General features: G+C 61.7%; 15 protein-coding genes. 5 read left to right on the top strand and 10 right to left on the bottom strand.

Features of this window, described 5'->3' with window-relative positions; translation table 11 throughout:
* Positions 1-89: 89 nt before the first annotated feature.
* A complete protein-coding gene (locus tag NUV89_RS18450) occupies positions 90-1,580 on the bottom strand; it encodes an aldehyde dehydrogenase family protein (protein WP_257782426.1) in 1,491 nt (496 codons plus the stop codon).
* A gap of 155 nt (positions 1,581-1,735) precedes the next feature.
* On the opposite strand from NUV89_RS18450, the gene NUV89_RS18445 reads away from it, so the two are divergent.
* The 3 genes from NUV89_RS18445 to nadE all read left to right on the top strand — a co-directional run bounded on the left by NUV89_RS18445 (position 1,736) and on the right by nadE (position 4,907).
* Positions 1,736-2,626, top strand: coding sequence for a LysR family transcriptional regulator (locus tag NUV89_RS18445; protein ID WP_257782425.1), 891 nt, complete (start codon positions 1,736-1,738; stop codon positions 2,624-2,626).
* 235 nt (positions 2,627-2,861) lie between these two features.
* Complete coding sequence (gene pncB, locus NUV89_RS18440) at positions 2,862-4,076, top strand: nicotinate phosphoribosyltransferase (RefSeq protein WP_017734987.1); 1,215 nt, start codon at positions 2,862-2,864, stop codon at positions 4,074-4,076.
* A gap of 3 nt (positions 4,077-4,079) precedes the next feature.
* Positions 4,080-4,907 carry an ammonia-dependent NAD(+) synthetase gene (gene nadE / locus NUV89_RS18435; protein ID WP_257782424.1) on the top strand — a complete coding sequence of 276 codons (828 nt, stop codon included), beginning with the start codon at positions 4,080-4,082 and terminating at the stop codon, positions 4,905-4,907.
* A gap of 168 nt (positions 4,908-5,075) precedes the next feature.
* Here the strand turns inward: nadE and azu are convergent, their stop codons facing one another.
* The gene (azu, locus tag NUV89_RS18430; RefSeq protein ID WP_124525571.1) at positions 5,076-5,522 is read right to left on the bottom strand and encodes an azurin; all 447 of its coding nucleotides are present in this window, start codon (positions 5,520-5,522) and stop codon (positions 5,076-5,078) included.
* A 333-nt stretch (positions 5,523-5,855) separates the two neighbouring features.
* Between azu and NUV89_RS18425 the strand changes: the two genes are divergently transcribed.
* Entirely contained in the window at positions 5,856-6,038 is a 183-nt protein-coding gene (locus NUV89_RS18425; RefSeq protein ID WP_017734984.1) for a hypothetical protein, read from the top strand.
* A gap of 34 nt (positions 6,039-6,072) precedes the next feature.
* On the opposite strand, the gene NUV89_RS18420 is transcribed toward NUV89_RS18425, so the two are convergent.
* From NUV89_RS18420 to NUV89_RS18400, 5 genes are all read right to left on the bottom strand, one after another.
* The gene (locus tag NUV89_RS18420) at positions 6,073-6,963 is read right to left on the bottom strand and encodes a transglutaminase family protein (RefSeq protein ID WP_257782423.1); all 891 of its coding nucleotides are present in this window, start codon (positions 6,961-6,963) and stop codon (positions 6,073-6,075) included.
* A complete protein-coding gene (locus NUV89_RS18415; protein ID WP_257782422.1) occupies positions 6,963-9,449 on the bottom strand; it encodes a circularly permuted type 2 ATP-grasp protein in 2,487 nt (828 codons plus the stop codon). The genes NUV89_RS18420 and NUV89_RS18415 overlap by 1 nt, the downstream gene beginning before the upstream one ends.
* 166 nt (positions 9,450-9,615) lie before the next feature.
* A complete protein-coding gene (locus NUV89_RS18410) occupies positions 9,616-12,906 on the bottom strand; it encodes a DUF2126 domain-containing protein (protein ID WP_257782421.1) in 3,291 nt (1,096 codons plus the stop codon).
* Positions 12,907-13,072: 166 nt separating this feature from the next.
* On the bottom strand, positions 13,073-13,579 hold the full coding sequence (locus tag NUV89_RS18405) for a hypothetical protein (protein WP_257782420.1): 507 nt from the start codon (positions 13,577-13,579) through the stop codon (positions 13,073-13,075).
* Positions 13,576-14,490: an NAD synthetase gene (locus NUV89_RS18400; protein WP_257782419.1), complete on the bottom strand. Its 915-nt coding sequence runs from the start codon at positions 14,488-14,490 to the stop codon at positions 13,576-13,578. The genes NUV89_RS18405 and NUV89_RS18400 overlap by 4 nt, the downstream gene beginning before the upstream one ends.
* A 189-nt stretch (positions 14,491-14,679) precedes the next feature.
* Here NUV89_RS18400 and NUV89_RS18395 point away from each other — a divergent pair, with 189 nt between their 5' ends.
* On the top strand, positions 14,680-15,168 hold the full coding sequence (locus NUV89_RS18395; protein WP_257782418.1) for a type VI secretion system tube protein Hcp: 489 nt from the start codon (positions 14,680-14,682) through the stop codon (positions 15,166-15,168).
* 15 nt (positions 15,169-15,183) lie between these two features.
* On the opposite strand, the gene NUV89_RS18390 is transcribed toward NUV89_RS18395, so the two are convergent.
* From NUV89_RS18390 to NUV89_RS18380, 3 genes are all read right to left on the bottom strand, one after another.
* Positions 15,184-15,624, bottom strand: coding sequence for a hypothetical protein (locus NUV89_RS18390; RefSeq protein WP_257782417.1), 441 nt, complete (start codon positions 15,622-15,624; stop codon positions 15,184-15,186).
* Positions 15,624-16,550 carry an NAD synthetase gene (locus NUV89_RS18385; protein ID WP_257782416.1) on the bottom strand — a complete coding sequence of 309 codons (927 nt, stop codon included), beginning with the start codon at positions 16,548-16,550 and terminating at the stop codon, positions 15,624-15,626. Before NUV89_RS18385 ends, NUV89_RS18390 begins: the two co-directional genes overlap by 1 nt.
* Positions 16,551-16,762: 212 nt before the next feature.
* Positions 16,763-19,066 (bottom strand): YgiQ family radical SAM protein, encoded by a 2,304-nt coding sequence (locus NUV89_RS18380; RefSeq protein WP_207046634.1) that lies wholly within the window; start codon positions 19,064-19,066, stop codon positions 16,763-16,765.
* Between the last annotated feature and the right edge of the window lie 143 nt (positions 19,067-19,209).

Below are 19,209 nucleotides of genomic sequence, written 5' to 3'. Positions count from 1 at the left end.
GACAGGTATCAGTCAACAGATTTACAGCTGATCCACCGCTTTCGCGAGCAAGCCCGCTCCCACATTTTTGACCGCGTTTCGACAGTTTTTTAGTCGAAGGTGATGCCCTGGGCCAGCGGCAATTCCAGCGAATAGTTCACGGTATTGGTCTGCCGGCGCATGTACCCACGCCACGCATCCGAACCCGACTCACGCCCGCCGCCGGTCTCTTTCTCGCCACCAAATGCGCCGCCGATTTCCGCGCCGCTCGGGCCGATATTGACGTTGGCGATGCCACAGTCACTGCCCACCGCCGACATGAACTGCTCGGCCTCGCGCACGTCGGTGGTAAAGATGCACGACGACAAGCCTTGCGGCACGGCGTTGTTCAGGCGCAGGGCTTCGGCGAAGTCGGTGTAGCCGACCACATACAGGATCGGCGCGAAGGTCTCGGTGCAGACCACATCGCTTTGCTCAGGCATTTCCACGATGGCCGGCGACACGTAGTAGGCGTTGGGGAATTGGTCTTCCAACTGGCGCTTGCCACCGAACACCCGACCGCCTTCGCTCAAGGCTTGCTCCAGGGCGTCCTGCATGTTGTCGAAACCGTGTTTGTCGATCAGCGGGCCAATCAGGTTGCCTTCCAGCGGGTGGCCGATGCGCACCTTGGAATAGGCGGCCTTGAGCCGGGTGACGATTTCTTCCTTGACCGACTCGTGGGCGATCAGCCGGCGCAAGGTGGTGCAACGCTGGCCGGCGGTACCGACGGCGCTGAACAGGATGGCGCGCACGGCCATGTCCAGGTCGGCGCTGGGGCCGAGGATCATCGCGTTGTTGCCGCCCAGTTCCAGGATGCTGCGGGCAAACCGCGCGGCGACTTTCGGCGCCACTTCGCGGCCCATGCGCGTGCTGCCGGTGGCGCTTATCAGGGCGACGCGCGGGTCGTCCACCAGCGCGGCACCGGCATCGCGGCCGCCAATGATGACTTGGCTGAGGTACGGCGGCGCATCGTTGAAGTTCTTCAGTACGCGCTCGAACAATGCCTGGCAGGCCAGGGCGGTGAGCGGGGTTTTTTCCGACGGTTTCCAGATCACCGCGTTGCCGCACACCAGGGCCAGGGCGGTGTTCCACGCCCATACGGCCACCGGGAAATTGAAGGCGCTGATAACGCCGACCACGCCCAGCGGGTGCCAGGTTTCACGCATATGGTGGCCGGGACGCTCGGAGGCGATGGTCAAGCCGTACAACTGGCGGGACAGGCCGACAGCGAAGTCGCAGATGTCGATCATTTCCTGCACTTCGCCCAGGCCTTCCTGGGTGATCTTGCCGGCTTCCCACGACACCAACTCCCCGAGGTCGGCCTTGTACTCGCGCAGCACATCGCCAAATTGGCGCACCAGTTCGCCGCGACGCGGCGCTGGCACTTTGCGCCAGGCGTCGAATGCATGCTCGGCGCGACTGACCTGCTGCTCCACCTCGGCGGCACCTTCCCAGTGCACGCTGCCGATACGGCTGCCATCAATCGGCGAATGCACAGGCTGTTTGCCCGACTGGTACAGCGCCGGGTTTACCCCGAGACGATCAAGCAATGCGGCAACCATGGGTCACTCCTTCAATCTGCAAACTCAGAAATTCGCGCCGCAGCCCGCACGGCGATCCAGACCTTATTTGTAGCTGGCCCAAGACTTGCCAACAAACGACGATTAGGCGAGATATCATTCCGTTTATTCATGCAAAGCATAAAAAGAGGCACACCGTGCTGAACAAAAGACATTTGCCCTCGATCACCGCGCTGCAATGTTTCGAAGCCGCCACCCGCCACCTGAGCTTCACCCGCGCCGCGGAGGAACTGAACCTCACCCAGAGCGCGGTGAGCAAGCAAGTGGCGCAGCTGGAAGAGTTGCTGCAGCACCTGTTGTTTCGCCGCGTACGCCGACGTTTGCAGATGACCCCGGCTGGGGATTTGTACCTGGTGGAAGTGAGAAAAATCCTCACACAAGTGGAGATGTCCACCCACTACCTGCGCTCCTACGGCGGCGAGACCGAGGTGCTGCGCGTCTCCACGCCCTACACCTTCGGCGCCCGCTGGCTGGTGCCGCGCCTCAAGGGCTGGCGCTTGCGTCACCCGCACATCCACCTGGACCTGTGCAACGAACAGGAGCCGGATGAACTGCTGCAAGGCAAGGCCGACATGGCCTTCTACTTCGGCCAGGGTTCGCGCCCCGGCACTGAGAGCCTGAAGCTGTTCAGCGAAGAGCTGGTGCCCGTCTGCGCCCCCGACAGCCTGCCCGCGCAGCCCTTCACTGACCCAACGCAACTGAGCGAACTGGTGCTGCTGCAAAATGCCTCGCGCCCGCAAGGCTGGCATGACTGGTTCGCCAACCAGGGTTTGCAGACCGAGCACAGCTACCACGGGCCGCGGTTCGATACGTTTTATATGTGCATTCGGGCGGCGCAGGTGGGTTGTGGTGTGGCGTTGTTGCCGAGGTTTCTGGTGGAAGAGGAATTGGCCGACGGCAAGCTGGTGATTCCTTGGCAGCATGCGATGCCGAGTCAGGATGCGTATTACCTGGCGTACCCCGAGCATTCGGCGGAGGTGCCGAAGGTGCGGGAGTTTGTGAAGTGGATGATGGAGCAAGTGCTTTAGCGCCTGGAATATCGCCTTCGCGAGCAAGCCCGCTCCCACATTCAACCGTTTTCCAACATGAGAATGCGGTCAACTGTGGGAGCGGGCTTGCTCGCGAAGGCGGCAGTGGCCACAACAACAATCCCAAAATAAAAAATCACTGGCAAAACCCCACAGGTGTATGCGCCACTAGCCCCCTTCCTTAATTGTGCGTAAAGGCCGGCGCCCATCGCCGACCCGTCTGGAGATTCCCGTTATGAGCGAGAGTGTGTTTGCCGATCGCATCGTGCAGAACCTGCTCGACACCGACTTCTACAAGCTGACCATGATGCAGGCGGTGCTGCACAACTACCCGAACGTGGAAGTTGAATGGGAGTTTCGTTGCCGTAACAGTGAAGACCTGCGCCCGTACCTGGCGGAAATCCGCTACCAGATCGAACGCCTCGCCGAGCTGAGCCTGAGCCCGGACCAACTGGGTTTCCTGGAGCGCATCAGCTTTATGAAGCCGGATTTTCTGCGCTTCCTCGGGTTGTTCCGCTTCAACCTGCGGTATGTGCAGACCGGTATCGAGAACGGCGAGCTGTTCATCCGCCTGCGCGGGCCGTGGCTGCATGTGATCCTGTTTGAAGTGCCGATGCTGGCCATCGTCAGCGAAGTGCGTAACCGCTACCGCTACCAGACCGTGATCCTTGAGCAAGCCCGCGAGCAGCTGTACCGCAAGTTCGATTGGCTGACGGCGAATGCCAGCAGCGAGGAATTGTCCGAGCTGCAAGTGGCCGACTTCGGCACGCGCCGACGCTTTTCGTACCGGGTGCAGGAAGAAGTGGTCAGCGTCCTCAAGCATGACTTCCCCGGTCGCTTCGTCGGCACCAGCAACGTGCACCTGGCCCGCGAGTTGGACATGAAACCCTTGGGCACCATGGCCCACGAATGGATCATGGCCCACCAGCAACTCGGCCCGCGTCTGATCGACAGCCAGATCGCCGCCCTCGATTGCTGGGTCCGCGAATACCGTGGCCTGCTGGGCATCGCCCTGACCGATTGCATCACCACCGATGCGTTCCTCGGCGATTTCGACCTGTACTTCGCCAAGCTGTTCGACGGCCTGCGCCACGACTCCGGCGACCCGGTGCAGTGGGCCGAAAAAGCCATCGCCCACTACCACAAGCTCGGCATCGAGCCGATGAGCAAGACCCTGGTGTTCTCCGACAGCCTGTCGCTGCCCAAGGCCCTGGAAATCTTCCGTGCCCTGCGCGGGCGGATCAACGTGAGCTTTGGCATCGGCACCAACCTGACCTGCGATATTCCAGGTGTGGAACCGATGAGCATCGTGCTTAAAATGACCGCCTGCAATGGCCAGCCAGTGGCGAAGATCTCCGATGAAGCGGGCAAGACCCACTGCACCGATCCGAATTTCGTCGCCTATTTGCGTCATGTGTTCAAAGTACCTGCCATCTCTAGCAAGGAGTGAATCATGCAAGCCGTACAGCGTGAGATAGCTGAAAAACTCAAGGTCCAAGCGCCATTCAACGACCAGGCCGCCCTTGAGGCCGAGGTTGCCCGCCGCGTGGCATTTATCCAGGACTGCCTGCGCAATTCCGGGCTCAAGACATTGGTGCTGGGCATCAGCGGCGGCGTCGACTCCCTGACTGCGGGCCTGTTGGCCCAGCGCGCGGTAAAAGAGCTGCGCGAAAACAGCGGTGATGCGGATTACCGCTTTATCGCGGTGCGCCTGCCCTACGAAACCCAGTTCGACGAAATCGATGCCACGGCCTCGGTGGACTTTATCGAGCCCGACGAGCGCCACACCGTGAACATCGGCCCGGCGGTAAAAGCCCTGGCCCATGAAGTGGCGGCGTTTGAAGGCAAGGCCGCGGTGTCCCGTGATTTCGTGCTGGGCAACACCAAGGCGCGCATGCGCATGGTGGCGCAGTACACCATCGCTGGCGCGGCCGGTGGCTTGGTGATCGGTACGGACCATGCGGCGGAAGCGGTGATGGGCTTTTTCACCAAGTTCGGCGATGGCGCGTGCGACTTGGCGCCGTTGAGCGGGCTGGTGAAAAATCAGGTGCGGGCGATTGCACGGCACTTCGGCGCGCCGGAATCGTTGGTGGAGAAGGTGCCGACGGCGGACCTGGAAGACTTGTCGCCGGGCAAGCCGGATGAAGCGTCACATGGCGTGACCTATGCCGAGATCGATGCGTTCCTGCACGGTGAACCGGTGCGTGAGGAAGCGTTCAGGATTATCTGCGAGACCTACCGCAAGACCGAGCATAAGCGGGTCATGCCGTTCGCGCCGTGAGGTAGATCGCTATCGCAGGCAAGCCAGCTCCCACAGTTGACCGAGTTCCAGCATGAGCATGCGGTCGAATGTGGGAGCTGGCTTGCCTGCGAAGAACGATGACTCGGTTCAACTGCCCCCCCACAAAAAAAGCGCCTGAACAGGCGCTTTTTTTCGACCAGGGTCGGCTTACTTCAAGGTCACCGTGCCTTTCATCATCGACACATGGCCCGGGAACGAGCAGAAGAACATGTAGTCGGTGCCGGCAGCCAGTTTCGCCACATCGAAGGTCACCGAATCTTTCTCGCCAGCACCGATGATCTTGGTGTGGGCGATGATGCGAGCGTCGCCTTCTTTCAGGTAGTTCTTGTCGATACCGGCAGCCATGCCGTCGGTGGCAACCGGCTGCATGTCAGCGGCGCTGGTCAGCACCCAGTTGTGGCCCATGACGTTTTTCGGCAGATTGCCGGAGTGCGTCAGCTCGACGGTGAAGGTCTTGCAGCTCTTGTCGATTTCAATGGCTTTGGTGTTGAAGGACATTTGGTCAGTGGAGTCGACAGTGACCTTGCACTCTGCAGCAAGCAACTGGCCGCTAGCCAGAGTCAGCAGGGAAACAGCAACGAGTTTGGCGAACATGTGAATCTCCAAGGCAGGGTTTAGAAAACGCGGATTGCGGCAAGGGTGCCTCAAGCAGGCAAAAATTCTTATGATCTGAATCAACAGATTGTATACAACTTTAGGCTATCAGACTTATCAACACAATCTAACAGCCAAAGTCGTACGACCTTTCTATGATCGGCCCACCCCCCACCGGAGTCCGCGCCATGCACCTCGACCAACTGTTCAACGGCCTGCTGGCCGCTTACGCCTGCGGTAAGTGAGGGCCAAGCGCGCTGCTAAGCTGCTACCATAGCCACCCAAGGCAGCTGCGCGCCGCCCACTCTTACCTTCGACCCTAGAGGATCGCCCATGGCCAAACCTAATTACTCCTTCGCCAAACGTCAGAGAGACTTGGCCAAGGAGCAGAAGAAAGAGGAAAAACTGCAACGCAAGAAAGCCGCTGCGGATGAAGAAGCGGGTGCATTGAACCCGGAAGCAGAAGGCGACGTGGCAGCTGACGAGACTGAAACACCGAAAGATCCGGCTGAATAATTGATCGTTCCCACGCAGAGCGTGGGAACGCTCCCTACTCTAAAGGCATCACCGTCACCCGCACTTCCGGGTCATGGCTCCCTCCCCCCAGAATCACCCCTCGCAACGGCGACACATCGGAGAAATCCCGGCCCCAGGCCAGGGTGATGTGCTCCAGCGCCGGCTGCACATTGTTGGTCGGATCAAAGTCTACCCAGCCCGACACCGGGCAATACACCGAGACCCACGCATGGGACGCATCGGCGCCGATCAGCCGTGGCTGGCCGGGCGGTGGCTGGGTCAGCAGGTAGCCGCTGATATAACGCGCCGCCAGGCCGCGTGAGCGCAGGCAGGCGAGCATCAGGTGGGCGAAGTCCTGGCACACGCCACGGCGGCGCTCCAGCACTTCTACCAGCGGCGTGGCGACCTGGGTGGCTTCGGCATCAAAGGTGAATTCGCTGAAGATTTTCTGCATCAGCGCCTGCACGCCAAGCAATAACGGGCGCGCTGGCGGGAAGCAGCTTGCGGAGAACTCGACGAAATTTTTCTTCAGGTGCACGTAGGGCGATTCGAAGCGATAACGGATCGCCTCGATCAGTTCCACGGACAGCGGTTGGCTGCTGTAGGTCAGGCGGTCACGGGTCTGGTCCCAAGCCGGCGACTGCTGGAAATCCAACACCGGCCGCGCCAGCACTTCCACGGTCAGCCCGGCGTTCACCAGCAGCTCATCATGGGGCCGTTCAAACGCCAGCCGCGTGATCGGGTTGCCAAACACGTCCAGCTCATCGCGGCGCGACGTCGGCTCGGGGCTGATATCCAACTGCTGCGCGCTGCAGCGCTGCCAGGCGCACGGCCGTGGCCACAGGTGCGCCAACTGCTGGGCCAGGGACACCGGGCTGTCGTAGTGGTAATGGGTATCGTGGAAAATCTGGTAGCGCGCACTCATCACAACGACACCGTTTGCTGGCTGACATCATCCACATGGGCAAAATGGCGCAACGCGAGGCGATCCGACACTTGCCCACTCTCATCGGCCACCGCTTGCAGCAGGTCGGCCAGGCCGTCCAAGGCGGCGCGCACACTGGATTCGCCAAACAACGGGTTTTCCAGGCAACCGAGGTCGAAGTGCGCGAGGCGCTCCACCAACGGGCCAAGGCCGGTTTCCCGGGGCACGCCAAAATCATCATTCAAGCGACGCAGGGTGCGGCTCACCAGTTTCAACTGGAACAGCACCGCGTGGGGGTTCTGCTCGTCCAGCAGCAACAGGTCGAGCACCGGGATCAGCTGCGGCACCGCCAGGTAACGCGAGCGATAGGTGATGCTGCTGTTGCCCAGTTCGAGCAACCACTCCAGCCCGGCCTGATCGAACACCGCCACGCCGCGCAGGAAGGCGGCGAGGCTGCTGCTGAGAAATTGCAGCCGCTCGATGCGCCGGCCCATCATCAAAAAGCGCCAGCCTTCGTCGCGGGTCATGTCGTCCAGGGCAAACCCGGACAGCGCCGCCAAGGACATCACCAGGCGGTTGAGAAAATCCAGCAACTCGCCAAAGTCCGGTGCTTCGCTTTCCAGCTCCATGGCTTCGCGTTGCAACTCCACCAGCGCCTGCCAGTTCTCCCGGGACAACTTGCCGCGCACCTGGGACGCCGCCCACTGCAAGCGCTGCAGGTTGGCGCGCAGGCTCGACGGCCAGTCGTCACCGAGCATGGCCCCCAGCAGGCGCTCGGGCAGTTCGCCCTCCTCCGGCAACAAACGCAGGCTTTCACCCAGCTCGACCGCCGCTTGCAAGGCCTGGGGATCGTCGCCGTCCACATACCGCGCCAGCACGATGCGCAGCCAGCGCGCGCTGTCATCGCAGCGCTCGCAGTAGCGGCCAAACCAGAACAGGTTTTCCACCACGCGGGACGGCAGATACGGGTCGCGACGCACCAGGTCATGGGCGCCGATGGTGCGTTGCGCGCGCCACTGTTCGCCGCCGGGCGCGCGTTCGCCGAGCACCCAGGTGTCCTTGCTCGCGCCGCCGCGTTGCATCGACACCACTTCGGCGTCGGCTTCGGCCGCCACACGGGTCAGGCCGCCGGGTAGCACGCGGTAGCCTTCATCACTGGCCACGGCGTACACGCGCATGCCAATGGCACGGTGTTGCAGGTGGTCTTCCACGGTGTGCCACACCGGCGCCTGGGACAACTGCGCCAGCTCCTGGGCGACATAGGCGTAAGGCCGCGCGCGCATGCGCTCGGCCAGGGCCTGGCGTTGCTCATCATTCAGGTCACGCCCGAACACCGGGGTGAAACTCTGCGACGGAAACGCCGGTTTAATCAGCAGCTCGGGCAATTTTTCCAGGGCTTCGGCGAGCACTGGCGCCTCACCGCACCACCAGGTGGCGATGGACGGCAGGATCAATTCTTCGCCAAACAGGAACTCGTTGATCTTCGGCAAGAAGCCGAGCAACCCCGGGGACTCCAGCACGCCGCTGCCCAAGGCATTGGCCACCAGCACATTGCCTTGGCGCACGGCATCGAGCAAGCCAGGCACGCCAAGGGCCGAGTCGGTGCGCAGTTCCAGCGGGTCGCAGAAATCATCGTCGAGGCGCCGCATGATCGCGTGCACCCGGCGCAGGCCGCTGAGGGTCTTGAGGAATACCGTGCTGTCGCGCACGGTGAGGTCGCCGCCTTCCACCAGCGGGTAGCCGAGCTGGCGCGCGAGGTAGAGGTGTTCGAAATAGCTTTCGTTGAAACGTCCCGGCGTGAGCAGCACGATCAGCGGCGGCTGCTCATCGCCCGGCGCCTGGCGCGCGAGGGTTTCCTGCAAGGTGCGGAAGAAGCCGGTGAGGTGCTGCACCTGCAAGTCGCGGTACAGGTCCGGGAAGGCACGGGACACGATGGTACGGTTTTCCAACGCATAACCGGCGCCGGATGGCGCCTGGGTGCGGTCGGCGGTGACCCACCAACGGCCGTCCGGCGTGCGCGCCAAGTCCACGGCGTACAGGTGCAAAAAGGCCCCGTCCGGCGGCTGGATGCCTTGGCATGGCCACAGGAAATTGTTGTGCCCGAACACCAGTTCGGCGGGCAGCAAACCTTCCTTTATCAGGCGTTGCGGGCCATACAGGTCGGCCAGTACGGCATTGAGCAGGCGCGCGCGCTGGGCGATCCCGGCCGACAGGTGCTGCCACTCTTCGGCGGCCAGCACGTGGGGCAGCAGGTCCAGCTCCCACGGGCGATCGGCGCCCTTGGGGTCGGCGTAGACGTTGTAAGTCACGCCGTTTTCCTGGATCTGCCGGGTCAGCAACGCCTGGCGCTGGGCCAGTTGCGCCGGGGTGCTGCGTTGCAGGTGGTCGAGCAGACGCTGCCAATGGGCACGCACCGCGCCACTGTCGTCCAGCAGTTCGTGATAAGTGCCCGCGGTGAGCGGGTAACGGTCGAGCAAGTCGGACATGGAACGCTCGGCAGAGGCAAAGAAGGTCGGAGTCACCACAGTCTAATGTGGGAGCGGGCTTGTGTGGGAGCGGGCTTGCTCGCGAAAGCGCCGGGTCAGCCAGCACATGTATCGGCTGAAACACCGCCTTCGCGAGCAAGCCCGCTCCCACATTTTTTAACCGCGTTCAGTCATTTTTATGGGGGAAGCGCCGTAGATCCAAGGTCATCGGCAATTCGTCATTCACAACCACTGTTGGCACTGGAATCTTTCCGGGCGTGTGGCCAAGGCGGAAAAACCGCGCCATCCGCCGACTCTCCGCCTCATTGGCATTCACCGGCAAGCTGTCGTAATTGCGCCCGCCCGGATGCGCCACGTGGTATTGGCAACCGCCCAGCGAACGCTGCATCCAGGTATCCAGCAAGTCGAACACCAACGGCGCATGCACCGGGATGGTCGGTTGCAGGCAGTTGGCGGGTTGCCAGGCGCGGTAACGCACGCCGGCAACAAATTCGCCGACGCGGCCGGTGGCTTGCAGCGGCACCGGGATGCCGTTGCAGGTCAGCAGGTAGCGTTGCGGCGGCAGGCCGGTCAACTTGACTTGCAGGCGCTCCAGGGACGAATCCACATACCGCACCGTGCCGCCCACCGCGCCCTCCTCGCCCAGCACGTGCCAGGGTTCGAGGGCCTGGCGCAGTTCCAGTTCGATGCCGCTGACGGCGTAGTCGCCGACCTTGGGAAAGCGAAACTCCAGGTGCGCGGCAAACCATTCGGCGCGCAACGGGTAGCCGGCGGCGTTGAGTTCGACGATCACGTCGGCAAAGTCCTGCTCGATAAAGTGCGGCAGCAGGAAGCGGTCGTGCAGCTCGGTGCCCCAGCGCGCCAGTTTCGGCGGCGCATAGGGCTCGCGCCAGAACCGCGCGACCAGCGCACGCAGCAGCAGTTGTTGGGTCAGGCTCATGCGCGCATGGGGTGGCATCTCAAATGCGCGCAGCTCCAGCAGGCCCAGGCGACCGGTGGCGCCGTCCGGCGAGTACAGCTTGTCGATGCAGAATTCGGCGCGGTGGGTGTTGCCCGTTACGTCGATCAACAGGTTGCGCAGCAGGCGGTCCACCAACCATGGCGGGCACTCTTCGCCCGGTTCAGGCATTTGCGCGAAGGCGATTTCCAGCTCGTACAAGGCGTCGTTACGCGCTTCGTCCACCCGTGGCGCCTGGGACGTCGGGCCGATAAACAGCCCGGAAAACAGGTAGGACAACGACGGATGGTTATGCCAATAGCTGATTAGGCTGCGCAGCAGGTCAGGCCGGCGCAGGAACGGCGAGTCCTTGGGCGTCGCGCCGCCGAGGACAAAATGGTTGCCACCGCCGGTGCCGGTGTGGCGCCCGTCGATCATGAATTTTTCCGTGGTCAGGCGGGTTTGCCGCGCCTCTTCGTAGAGGAATTCGGTGCGTTCCACCAGCTCGTCCCAACTGGCGGACGGCTGCACGTTGACCTCGATCACACCCGGGTCCGGCGTCACGCGGAAGTTGCTCAAACGTGCATCGGCGGGCGGCTCGTAGCCTTCCAGGAGCACCGGGCAATGCAGCTCTTCGGCGGTGGCCTCGATGGCGGCGACCAGTTCGAGGTAATCCTCGACACGCTCCAGCGGTGGCATGAACAGGTAGAGGCGGCCTTCCCGCGCTTCGGCGCACAACGCGGTGCGGGTCAGCCAGTCGGCGGATTCGTCCACCGCTGGCGTACGTTCATCGCTCGGCGCAGGTTCGCCGTGGCGGCTCAACTGGGCGGTGGTGGGCAGCGCTGGCTGGTCCTGGTTCGGGTCCGTCGGATGCACAAACGGATACTCCGCCGCCGTCACCCACGGCTGCGACGCCAATGGCAGGCGATAACCCAACGGCGAATCCCCCGGCACCAGGCGGCAGTGGTTATCGCGCAGGTACCAGCGCCCGCTCTGCCAGCGGTCGTTGGCGGCCGTGCGCGCCAGCGGCAGCACTTGCCCGATGACTTTATCCAGGCCCTGGCTGAACACTTTGCGCAGGCGTTCGCGCTCCAGGTCGTCACTCAGGCGCGGGTCCTGGGCCGTGACGTTTTGCGGCAGCGCGCCTTCGCGCCACAGGTAGTAGAAGTTGTCTTCAAAGGCCGGGAACACAAAGCGGGCCGGCAGTTTCAGGCGTTCGGCGACGCTGGCGAGGAAACGCCCGGCCATGGCGCCGTCGGCAGCGTAATCCTGTTGTTCGTCGGCAATCAGCGCGCTGTTGTGCCAGATCGGCACGCCGTCGCGGCGCCAGTAGCAGTTGAGCGACCAACGCGGCAACTGCTCGCCGGGGTACCACTTGCCCTGGCCAAAGTGCACCAGGCCCTTGGGCGCGTAGTGCTTGCGCATGCGCTGGAACAACTCGGCAGACAGGCGGCGCTTGTCCGGGCCGAGGGCCGCGGTGTTCCACTCGGCGCCGTCGGGGTCATCGATGGAGACGAATGTGGGCTCGCCGCCCATGGTCAGGCGTACATCGTCCTTGAGCAGGTCGCCATCGATCTGCCGGCCGAGGGCCTGGATCGCCAGCCATTGTTCTTCGGTGTAGGGCTTGGTAACGCGCGGCGCTTCCCAAATCCGCTCAACCGACATTTCGTGGGTGAATTCACACTCGCACGGTTCCACCAAGCCACTGATCGGGGCGGCAGACGATGGATCGGGACTACAGGCCAACGGGATATGGCCTTCACCGGCAAACAGGCCGGAGGTGGCATCCAGGCCGATCCAGCCGGCGCCGGGCAAATACACTTCGCACCAGGCGTGCAGGTCGGTGAAGTCCACTTCGGTGCCGGACGGGCCGTCGAGGGCTTTGACGTCGGCGGTGAGCTGGATCAGATAGCCGGACACAAACCGTGCTGCCAGCCCCAGATTACGCAGGATCTGCACCAGCAGCCACGCCGAATCGCGGCACGAGCCGGAGGCGTTTTCCAGGGTGAACTCCGGCGTCTGCACGCCCGGTTCCATGCGGATCAGGTAGCCGATATCGGCGGCCAGGCGCTGGTTGAGGCCCACCAGGAAGTCCACGGCGGGCAATGGCGTGCGGTCGATACCGGCCAGGTAGGCGGCGAACTTCGGCGTCAGCGGCAGGGTTTCCAGGTACGGCGCCAGCTCGCGCTGCTCGTCGGCGGCGTAGCTGAAAGGGATTTTTTCGGCGTAGGGTTCGAGGAAGAAGTCGAACGGATTGAACACCGCCATCTCGGCGACCAGATCGACTTCGATACGCAGTTCGTCGGTCTTTTCCGGGAACACCAGGCGCGCCAGGTAATTGCCCTGGGGGTCTTGCTGCCAATTGATGAAATGCTGCTCGGGCAGCACTTTCAGCGCGTAGGACAAAATCCGCGTGCGGCTATGGGCCGCCGGGCGCAAACGCACGATCTGCGGGCCGAGTTCGACAGCGCGGTCGTAGCGGTAATGCGTAACGTGGTGCAACGCGACATGAATCGACACGGCGGCCTCCTGCGAGCCAGGGCATGGGGTTGACGCGCGCAAGACTTATGCCAGCGCGGCAGTCATTGCGCTTTGTCATAGGACCCGGTGCAGTACAGCACCAAAAAGGCGCCAACGTAGGTGCACTGGTGCAACAGTTGCACATATTTGTGGCGGGCGTGGGGGATTAGCGCGGTTTCTTTATTCTGATGATGGCGCGTTCGTGTTTACGCCGCTTCTCAATGGCCACCCCGATCTGGCGGCGCATATGGCGAAGTTCTACGCACTTGGCACGCATTTCCTGGTGGCGTTTGCTACGTAGTAGTGCCAACCCGATCAGAGGCCACACTACACTTTCTGCAGAAATAAAAGAGAGCGGTGAAAACCGTAAAGCTGGTAAAGCGAACAATAAGCAGGCGATGAAAAGACCATACATGCCCCAGACCCACTTCGGCCTCCCGTAGGCAATCATGACATTGCAGAGGGTAATAAAGAGAGCCAACATTACACAGGCATCCTCAGCAGCAGATTCCGATAAAGCCCAGGGAGCTGCACGCGGGTAGTAGTGCTCCAACAGTGCGACAACTGCCGTCCCCCCCAAAAGGCTCATAAAGATCGCCCCGATAAAGACCGGAAAGTAGCGTAAAAGAAAAGGTTTTCTCGGTATGAGATATCTGGTTCTGAGTAATCTCATTCTGAAATCTCCTCATACAACCCAATCGCTAGGATCCGTATATTCCCCGACCTTACACTGCCAGCAATACCCGTTCCGGCGCCAAGGGCATCGAGCATCTGCATCATGGTCCCATTCCTTACGTCGGCCGACGTGAAGCGTTTGGGTATCTCACCAGCCATCTGCTTGAGCTTAAGCATTCTTCGGGTCATGTCTGGATGGTTGATACTTAACATTTCCTTGGTGAGCCTGACCCGCTCTTGTCGATTCAAACCTTTGAGCACTTGGTGAGTATTTCTCCCTGTTACCTTTTTTAGTGTATTAACCATTCGAATCGTAGACATTGCCGTGTTACCGACACCCAACAATGACGCCGCGTCTAGCCCAAGCGTCATGGCTTGATACCACTCTTCGCGGTCCAGTTCGTCATTCAGTGCAGGGTCTACAGACTCATTTCGCGTCCGTCGAATGCCCATAGCGCACTGGAGCGTACTGGCCGTCGCCCCCACCACGCTAATCGCCGCCGCGACGCCTGTAGCCCCAAAAGTAAATGGGCTCAGCACGGAACCACCTGCGATCAGTAACCAACTAATCAAAGCCGACGTACACGCAAACCCCGCATTCACCGCCTCGAACGTCACATCCGCCTCTAGCGGCTCATTCGCCAACCGCCGCGCAAACTCCACCCGCCCGACATAACTCGGCGCCTCCCGCAAAATCACCTTCTTCGGCGCGATGCTGCAAATCGGCTGAAACTCGCGCAACACAATCACCCGCAACTGCGCATCGAGGTACACCACACCCGCACCGACAATCGCCGGATCCGCATCGATGGCGGCAAACAACTTACGTAGATCAATACTGCTTTCCACCCACTGCCGCGTTGTCAAATGTGCACTGGGTAACCCGTCTTTCAACACACTGGAAGTCATCCCTTTACTCTCCGGTTTTTCACAAGAGCGCAGAGGGTAAAGATTGGGCATCGCGTAAAAATGTCAGAAGCTTCGCTTTATCCCGACAGGCACTTCCTGAACACGGTGTAACGCCTTGTAGGCCATGTCCCGAATAGGAAAAAGTACGCCCCGCGCCACTACCGGCGGACACCAGAACAGGGAGCGACAATGGCAACTGATATGTTTTTGAAGTTGGGCGACATCAAGGGCGAATCCAGGGACCAGGCCCATCGCGATGAAATCGAGATCAGCCGATGGGGCTGGGGCATGTCGCAGACGGGATCGATGCACAGCGGCAGCGGCGGTGGTGCGGGCAAGGTCAATATCGATAACCTGTCCATCTCGAAAGTGATGGATAAGTCCTCACCCAACCTGATGATGGCCTGCTCCACCGGCAAGCATTACCCGCAAGCGCGATTGGTGGTGCGCAAGGCCGGGGGCAGCAGTGCCGTGGAGTATCTGGTGATTACCCTGAAGGAAGTGATGGTGATTTCCTACCAATCCGACGCGGTGAAAAACAGTGACGAACTGACAGAGGTCATCGGCTTGAATTTCGCCAGCGTCGAAGTCAGCTACCAGCCGCAGAAAGCGGACGGCGGCAAGGACGGCGGCGCGGTGAAATACGGCTGGAACATTCGCCAGAACGTGAAAATCTGACCCCGCGAGCCAAGGCTACAACCCCGCCTTGGCTGCCTCTCGCAGTCGGCGCACACCCACCAGTTTGCCCACCATCGCCCGATAGCCCTTGCTGTTGAGCAGCAACAACCCCAGCAACGGCCAGAACAGGCATTCACTGTAGATAAACCAGTGCGGTCCATACGCCAATGTCGGCAAGGTCACCAGCAGGCATACGACGAAAAACCCGACCATGCCCCACACCGCCCAGGCATGCCCGCGCACCACCAGGAAGTTGCTGTTGGTCACGAACAGCGCGGCGAAGAGCACGACGAACCAGGACACGGTGGCATTGGTGCCCACGGGCACGTCGGCAAAATACGTACTGGCCGCCAGGGAAATCGCAGCGGAGCCGCCCAGGCAGCCGGCGAGGATCACGCCGATGAACGCAGGAAAATGCGCCAACAAAAACGGTTTCAGGGACGGCACGCTACTCATTATTCGCCCTCCTCGTAGAGGCCGATCGCAAAGGTCTTGGCTTGCTTGTAGTTGTCCGAGCGTTTCAGCCCCCAAACGCTGGCGCCCGCACCCATCGCATCGCCCAATTGCACATAGGTGGCGTGTTTGAGTTGCGTCGGGGTGAAGCGCTTGGGCAGCTCGCCGCTCATCTGCAGCAGTTTGCGCATCTTGGTCGACATCTGCGGGTCGGCGACTTTGAGCAGCTCCTTGGTGAGTTTTTCGCGCTCATGCCCGTTCAGGCCCTTGAGCACCTGGCGCAGGCTTTTGCCGGTGGCGGCGCGGGTGACATTGACCAGCTTGACGGTGGTCAGTGCCGAAGCACCTACGCCCACCAGCGCGGCGCCATCGAGCACCTTGGTCGCGGTCTGGTACCACTCTTCGTTGTCGAGGTAGTCGTTCATCGCCGGGTTGCTGATTTCGTTGCGTGTACGAAAGCCGCCCACCAGGCAGGACACGGTACTGGCAGACGCCGCGGTATAGCCGATGGCCGTCACCACGGTACTGGCGCCAGCGGTGAACGGGATGGCGATGGTGCCACTCAGCACTACCAGCCAGCCGATCACCGCGCCGGTGCAGGCCAGGGTGGTGTTGAAGGCCTCGCTCATCAGCCGCGATTCGCGCGGGTTGTTCAACACCTGGTCGGCGAACTGCGCCGGGGCGATGTACTTCTGTGCCTCGCGGATAATGATGCGCTTGGGCAGGATGCTGCAGATGGGCTTGAATTCGCGCAGGGTGACGATGTTGAAGTCGGCATCGATGTAGACCACGCCGGCGCCGACGATGGCGGGGTCGGCGTCGATGGCGGCGAACAGGCGGGGTACGTTGATTTCGCTTTCGATGCGCTGGCGCGCCATGAATTGGGAGCGGTTGGAGTCCATGCCGATGTTGGCCAGGGGGTTGCCCATGGGGGTGTTCTTCCTTGAATTGGGGGTGTCTGGACTGGCGCCTTCGCGGGCAAGCCCGCTCCCACATTTGACTGTATTCACAATTCAAAAATGTGGGAGCTGGCTTGCCTGCGATGGCGATCGAATGGGCGCCACCTTAACAAACAGGCGCGCCACCGAATAGAAAGCAAAACGCCAGCACGAGGCTGGCGTTTGGCATTTTCAGGCGTCGATCAACGCGGCACCACCGGCTTGCGCGCAGGCTTGCCGCCCTTGCCCTTGGCCGCATCGCTGCGTTCCTTGGCTGCCTGCTTGTTGCGCGCCTGGGCGGCGGCCTTGGCTTGCTCACGCTTGTCCCACGGGTTGCTGCCGTCGCTGCCGCGCGGTGGCAAGCCGGTGTGCTGGGTGAGGATCTTGGTGGTGGTTTCCTTGGCGACCTTGTGGCTGCCAGCCGGCGTCGAGTTCTTGCGACGGGCGCTCTGGTAGCTGTCGGTGCTCGGCTGGTGCAACGGGATCAGTTGGTCCTTGCCCGGCCCGATCAGGTCGGCGCGGCCCATGCGGGTCAGCGCTTCACGCAGGATCGGCCAGCCTTTCGGGTCGTGGTAGCGCAGGAACGCCTTGTGCAGACGGCGCTGGTCTTCGCTCTTGACGATGGTCACCGCGTCGCTCTTGTAGGTGACCTTGCGCAGCGGGTTCTTGCCCGAATGGTACATCGCGGTGGCGGTGGCCATCGGCGACGGGTAGAACGCCTGCACCTGGTCGGCGCGGAAGCCGTTGCCCTTGAGCCACAGGGCCAGGTTCATCATGTCTTCATCGGTGGTGCCCGGGTGGGCGGCGATGAAGTAAGGAATCAGGTACTGCTCCTTGCCCGCTTCCTTGGTGTACTTCTCGAACATGCGCTTGAACTTGTCATAGCTGCCAATGCCCGGCTTCATCATCTGGTTGAGCGGACCTTCCTCGGTGTGCTCCGGGGCGATCTTGAGGTAGCCACCGACGTGGTGGGTCACCAGCTCCTTGACGTATTCCGGCGACTCGACGGCGAGGTCGTAGCGCAGGCCGGACGCGATCAGGATCTTCTTCACCCCCGGCAACGCACGGGCGCTGCGGTACAGCTGGATCAACGACGAGTGGTCGGTGTTCAGGTTCGGGCAGATACCCGGGAACACGCACGACGGCTTGCGGCACGCGGATTCAATTTCCGGGCTCTTGCAGGCAATGCGGTACATGTTCGCGGTCGGGCCGCCGAGGTCGGAGATCACGCCGGTAAAGCCCGGGACCTTGTCGCGGATCTCTTCGATCTCGCGAATGATCGACTCTTCGGAACGGTTCTGGATGATGCGACCTTCGTGCTCGGTAATGGAGCAGAAGGTGCAGCCGCCAAAGCAGCCACGCATGATGTTCACCGAGAAACGGATCATGTCGTAGGCCGGGATCTTTTCCTTGCCGTACACCGGGTGCGGGATACGTGCGTAAGGCATGCCGAACACGTAGTCCATTTCTTCGGTGGTCATCGGGATCGGTGGCGGGTTGAACCACACGTCCACTTCGCCGTGCTTCTGCACCAGGGCGCGGGCGTTGCCTGGGTTGGTTTCCAGGTGCAACACGCGGTTGGCGTGGGCATACAGCACCGAGTCACCACGGACTTTTTCCACGGACGGCAGACGAATGACCGTCTTGTCACGGGTCATGCGCGGGCTGGCCAGGATCTGTACGACCTTGGCTTCTTCCGGGTCATCCACCGGGCCTTTCTCTTGCTCGATGGCGCAGGCCTGGGTGTCCTGGGTGTTGACGTACGGGTTGATGATCTTGTCGATCTTGCCCGGACGGTCGATACGGGTGGAGTCCACTTCGTACCAGCCTTCAGGCGTATCACGGCGAATGAACGCGGTGCCGCGCACGTCGGTAATGTCTTCGATCTTGTGGCCCCACGACAGGCGCTGGGCGACTTCGACGATGGCCCGCTCGGCGTTGCCGTACAGCAGGATGTCGGCGGCGGCGTCGATCAGGATCGAGTTGCGCACGCGGTCCTGCCAGTAGTCGTAGTGGGCGATGCGGCGCAGGGAGGCTTCGATGCCGCCGAGTACGATCGGCACGTTCTTGTAGGCTTCCTTGCACCGCTGGCTGTACACCAGGCTCGCGCGGTCCGGGCGTTTGCCGGCCATGCCGCCAGGGGTGTAGGCGTCGTCGGAACGGATTTTCTTGTCGGCGGTGTAGCGGTTTATCATCGAGTCCATGTTGCCGGCCGCGACGCCGAAGAACAGGTTCGGCTCGCCCAGCTTCATGAAGTCGTCTTTGGACTGCCAGTTTGGCTGGGCAATGATCCCGACGCGGAAGCCCTGGGACTCCAGCAGCCGGCCGATGATCGCCATGCCGAACGACGGATGGTCAACGTAGGCATCACCGGTGACGATGATGATGTCGCAGGAATCCCAGCCAAGCTGATCCATCTCCTCCCTGCTCATCGGCAGGAATGGCGCAGGACCGAAACATTCGGCCCAGTACTTGGGATAGTCAAATAACGGCTTGGCTGTTTGCATGACGGTGACCGGTGTTGAGATGAAAAATCGCGGGCGCGGAATATAGCACAAATTTTGACCAATTCCGACGGTAATGGTCGGAATTAATGTGGGAGCGGGCTTGCTCGCGAAAGCGGTGTGTCATTCAGCAAAAGAGTGAATGA

This window comes from Pseudomonas sp. 18.1.10 (assembly GCF_024655625.1).
Lineage (GTDB): Bacteria > Pseudomonadota > Gammaproteobacteria > Pseudomonadales > Pseudomonadaceae > Aquipseudomonas.
Note: the sequence above shows the minus strand (reverse complement) of the source record. Positions and strands in the feature narration are given on the sequence as shown.

Excerpts from the sequence above, each read along its gene's own strand:
- NUV89_RS18450 (WP_257782426.1), bottom strand. The coding sequence starts at position 1,580 with ATGGTTGCCGCATTGCTTGATCGTCTCGGGGTAAACCCGGCGCTGTAC.
- pncB (WP_017734987.1), top strand. The coding sequence starts at position 2,862 with ATGAGCGAGAGTGTGTTTGCCGATCGCATCGTGCAGAACCTGCTCGAC.
- nadE (WP_257782424.1), top strand. The coding sequence starts at position 4,080 with ATGCAAGCCGTACAGCGTGAGATAGCTGAAAAACTCAAGGTCCAAGCG.
- azu (WP_124525571.1), bottom strand. The coding sequence starts at position 5,522 with ATGTTCGCCAAACTCGTTGCTGTTTCCCTGCTGACTCTGGCTAGCGGC.
- NUV89_RS18425 (WP_017734984.1), top strand. The coding sequence starts at position 5,856 with ATGGCCAAACCTAATTACTCCTTCGCCAAACGTCAGAGAGACTTGGCC.
- NUV89_RS18420 (WP_257782423.1), bottom strand. The coding sequence starts at position 6,963 with ATGAGTGCGCGCTACCAGATTTTCCACGATACCCATTACCACTACGAC.
- NUV89_RS18415 (WP_257782422.1), bottom strand. The coding sequence starts at position 9,449 with ATGTCCGACTTGCTCGACCGTTACCCGCTCACCGCGGGCACTTATCAC.
- NUV89_RS18405 (WP_257782420.1), bottom strand. The coding sequence starts at position 13,579 with ATGAGATTACTCAGAACCAGATATCTCATACCGAGAAAACCTTTTCTT.
- NUV89_RS18400 (WP_257782419.1), bottom strand. The coding sequence starts at position 14,490 with ATGACTTCCAGTGTGTTGAAAGACGGGTTACCCAGTGCACATTTGACA.
- NUV89_RS18395 (WP_257782418.1), top strand. The coding sequence starts at position 14,680 with ATGGCAACTGATATGTTTTTGAAGTTGGGCGACATCAAGGGCGAATCC.
- NUV89_RS18390 (WP_257782417.1), bottom strand. The coding sequence starts at position 15,624 with ATGAGTAGCGTGCCGTCCCTGAAACCGTTTTTGTTGGCGCATTTTCCT.
- NUV89_RS18385 (WP_257782416.1), bottom strand. The coding sequence starts at position 16,550 with ATGGGCAACCCCCTGGCCAACATCGGCATGGACTCCAACCGCTCCCAA.
- NUV89_RS18380 (WP_207046634.1), bottom strand. The coding sequence starts at position 19,066 with ATGCAAACAGCCAAGCCGTTATTTGACTATCCCAAGTACTGGGCCGAA.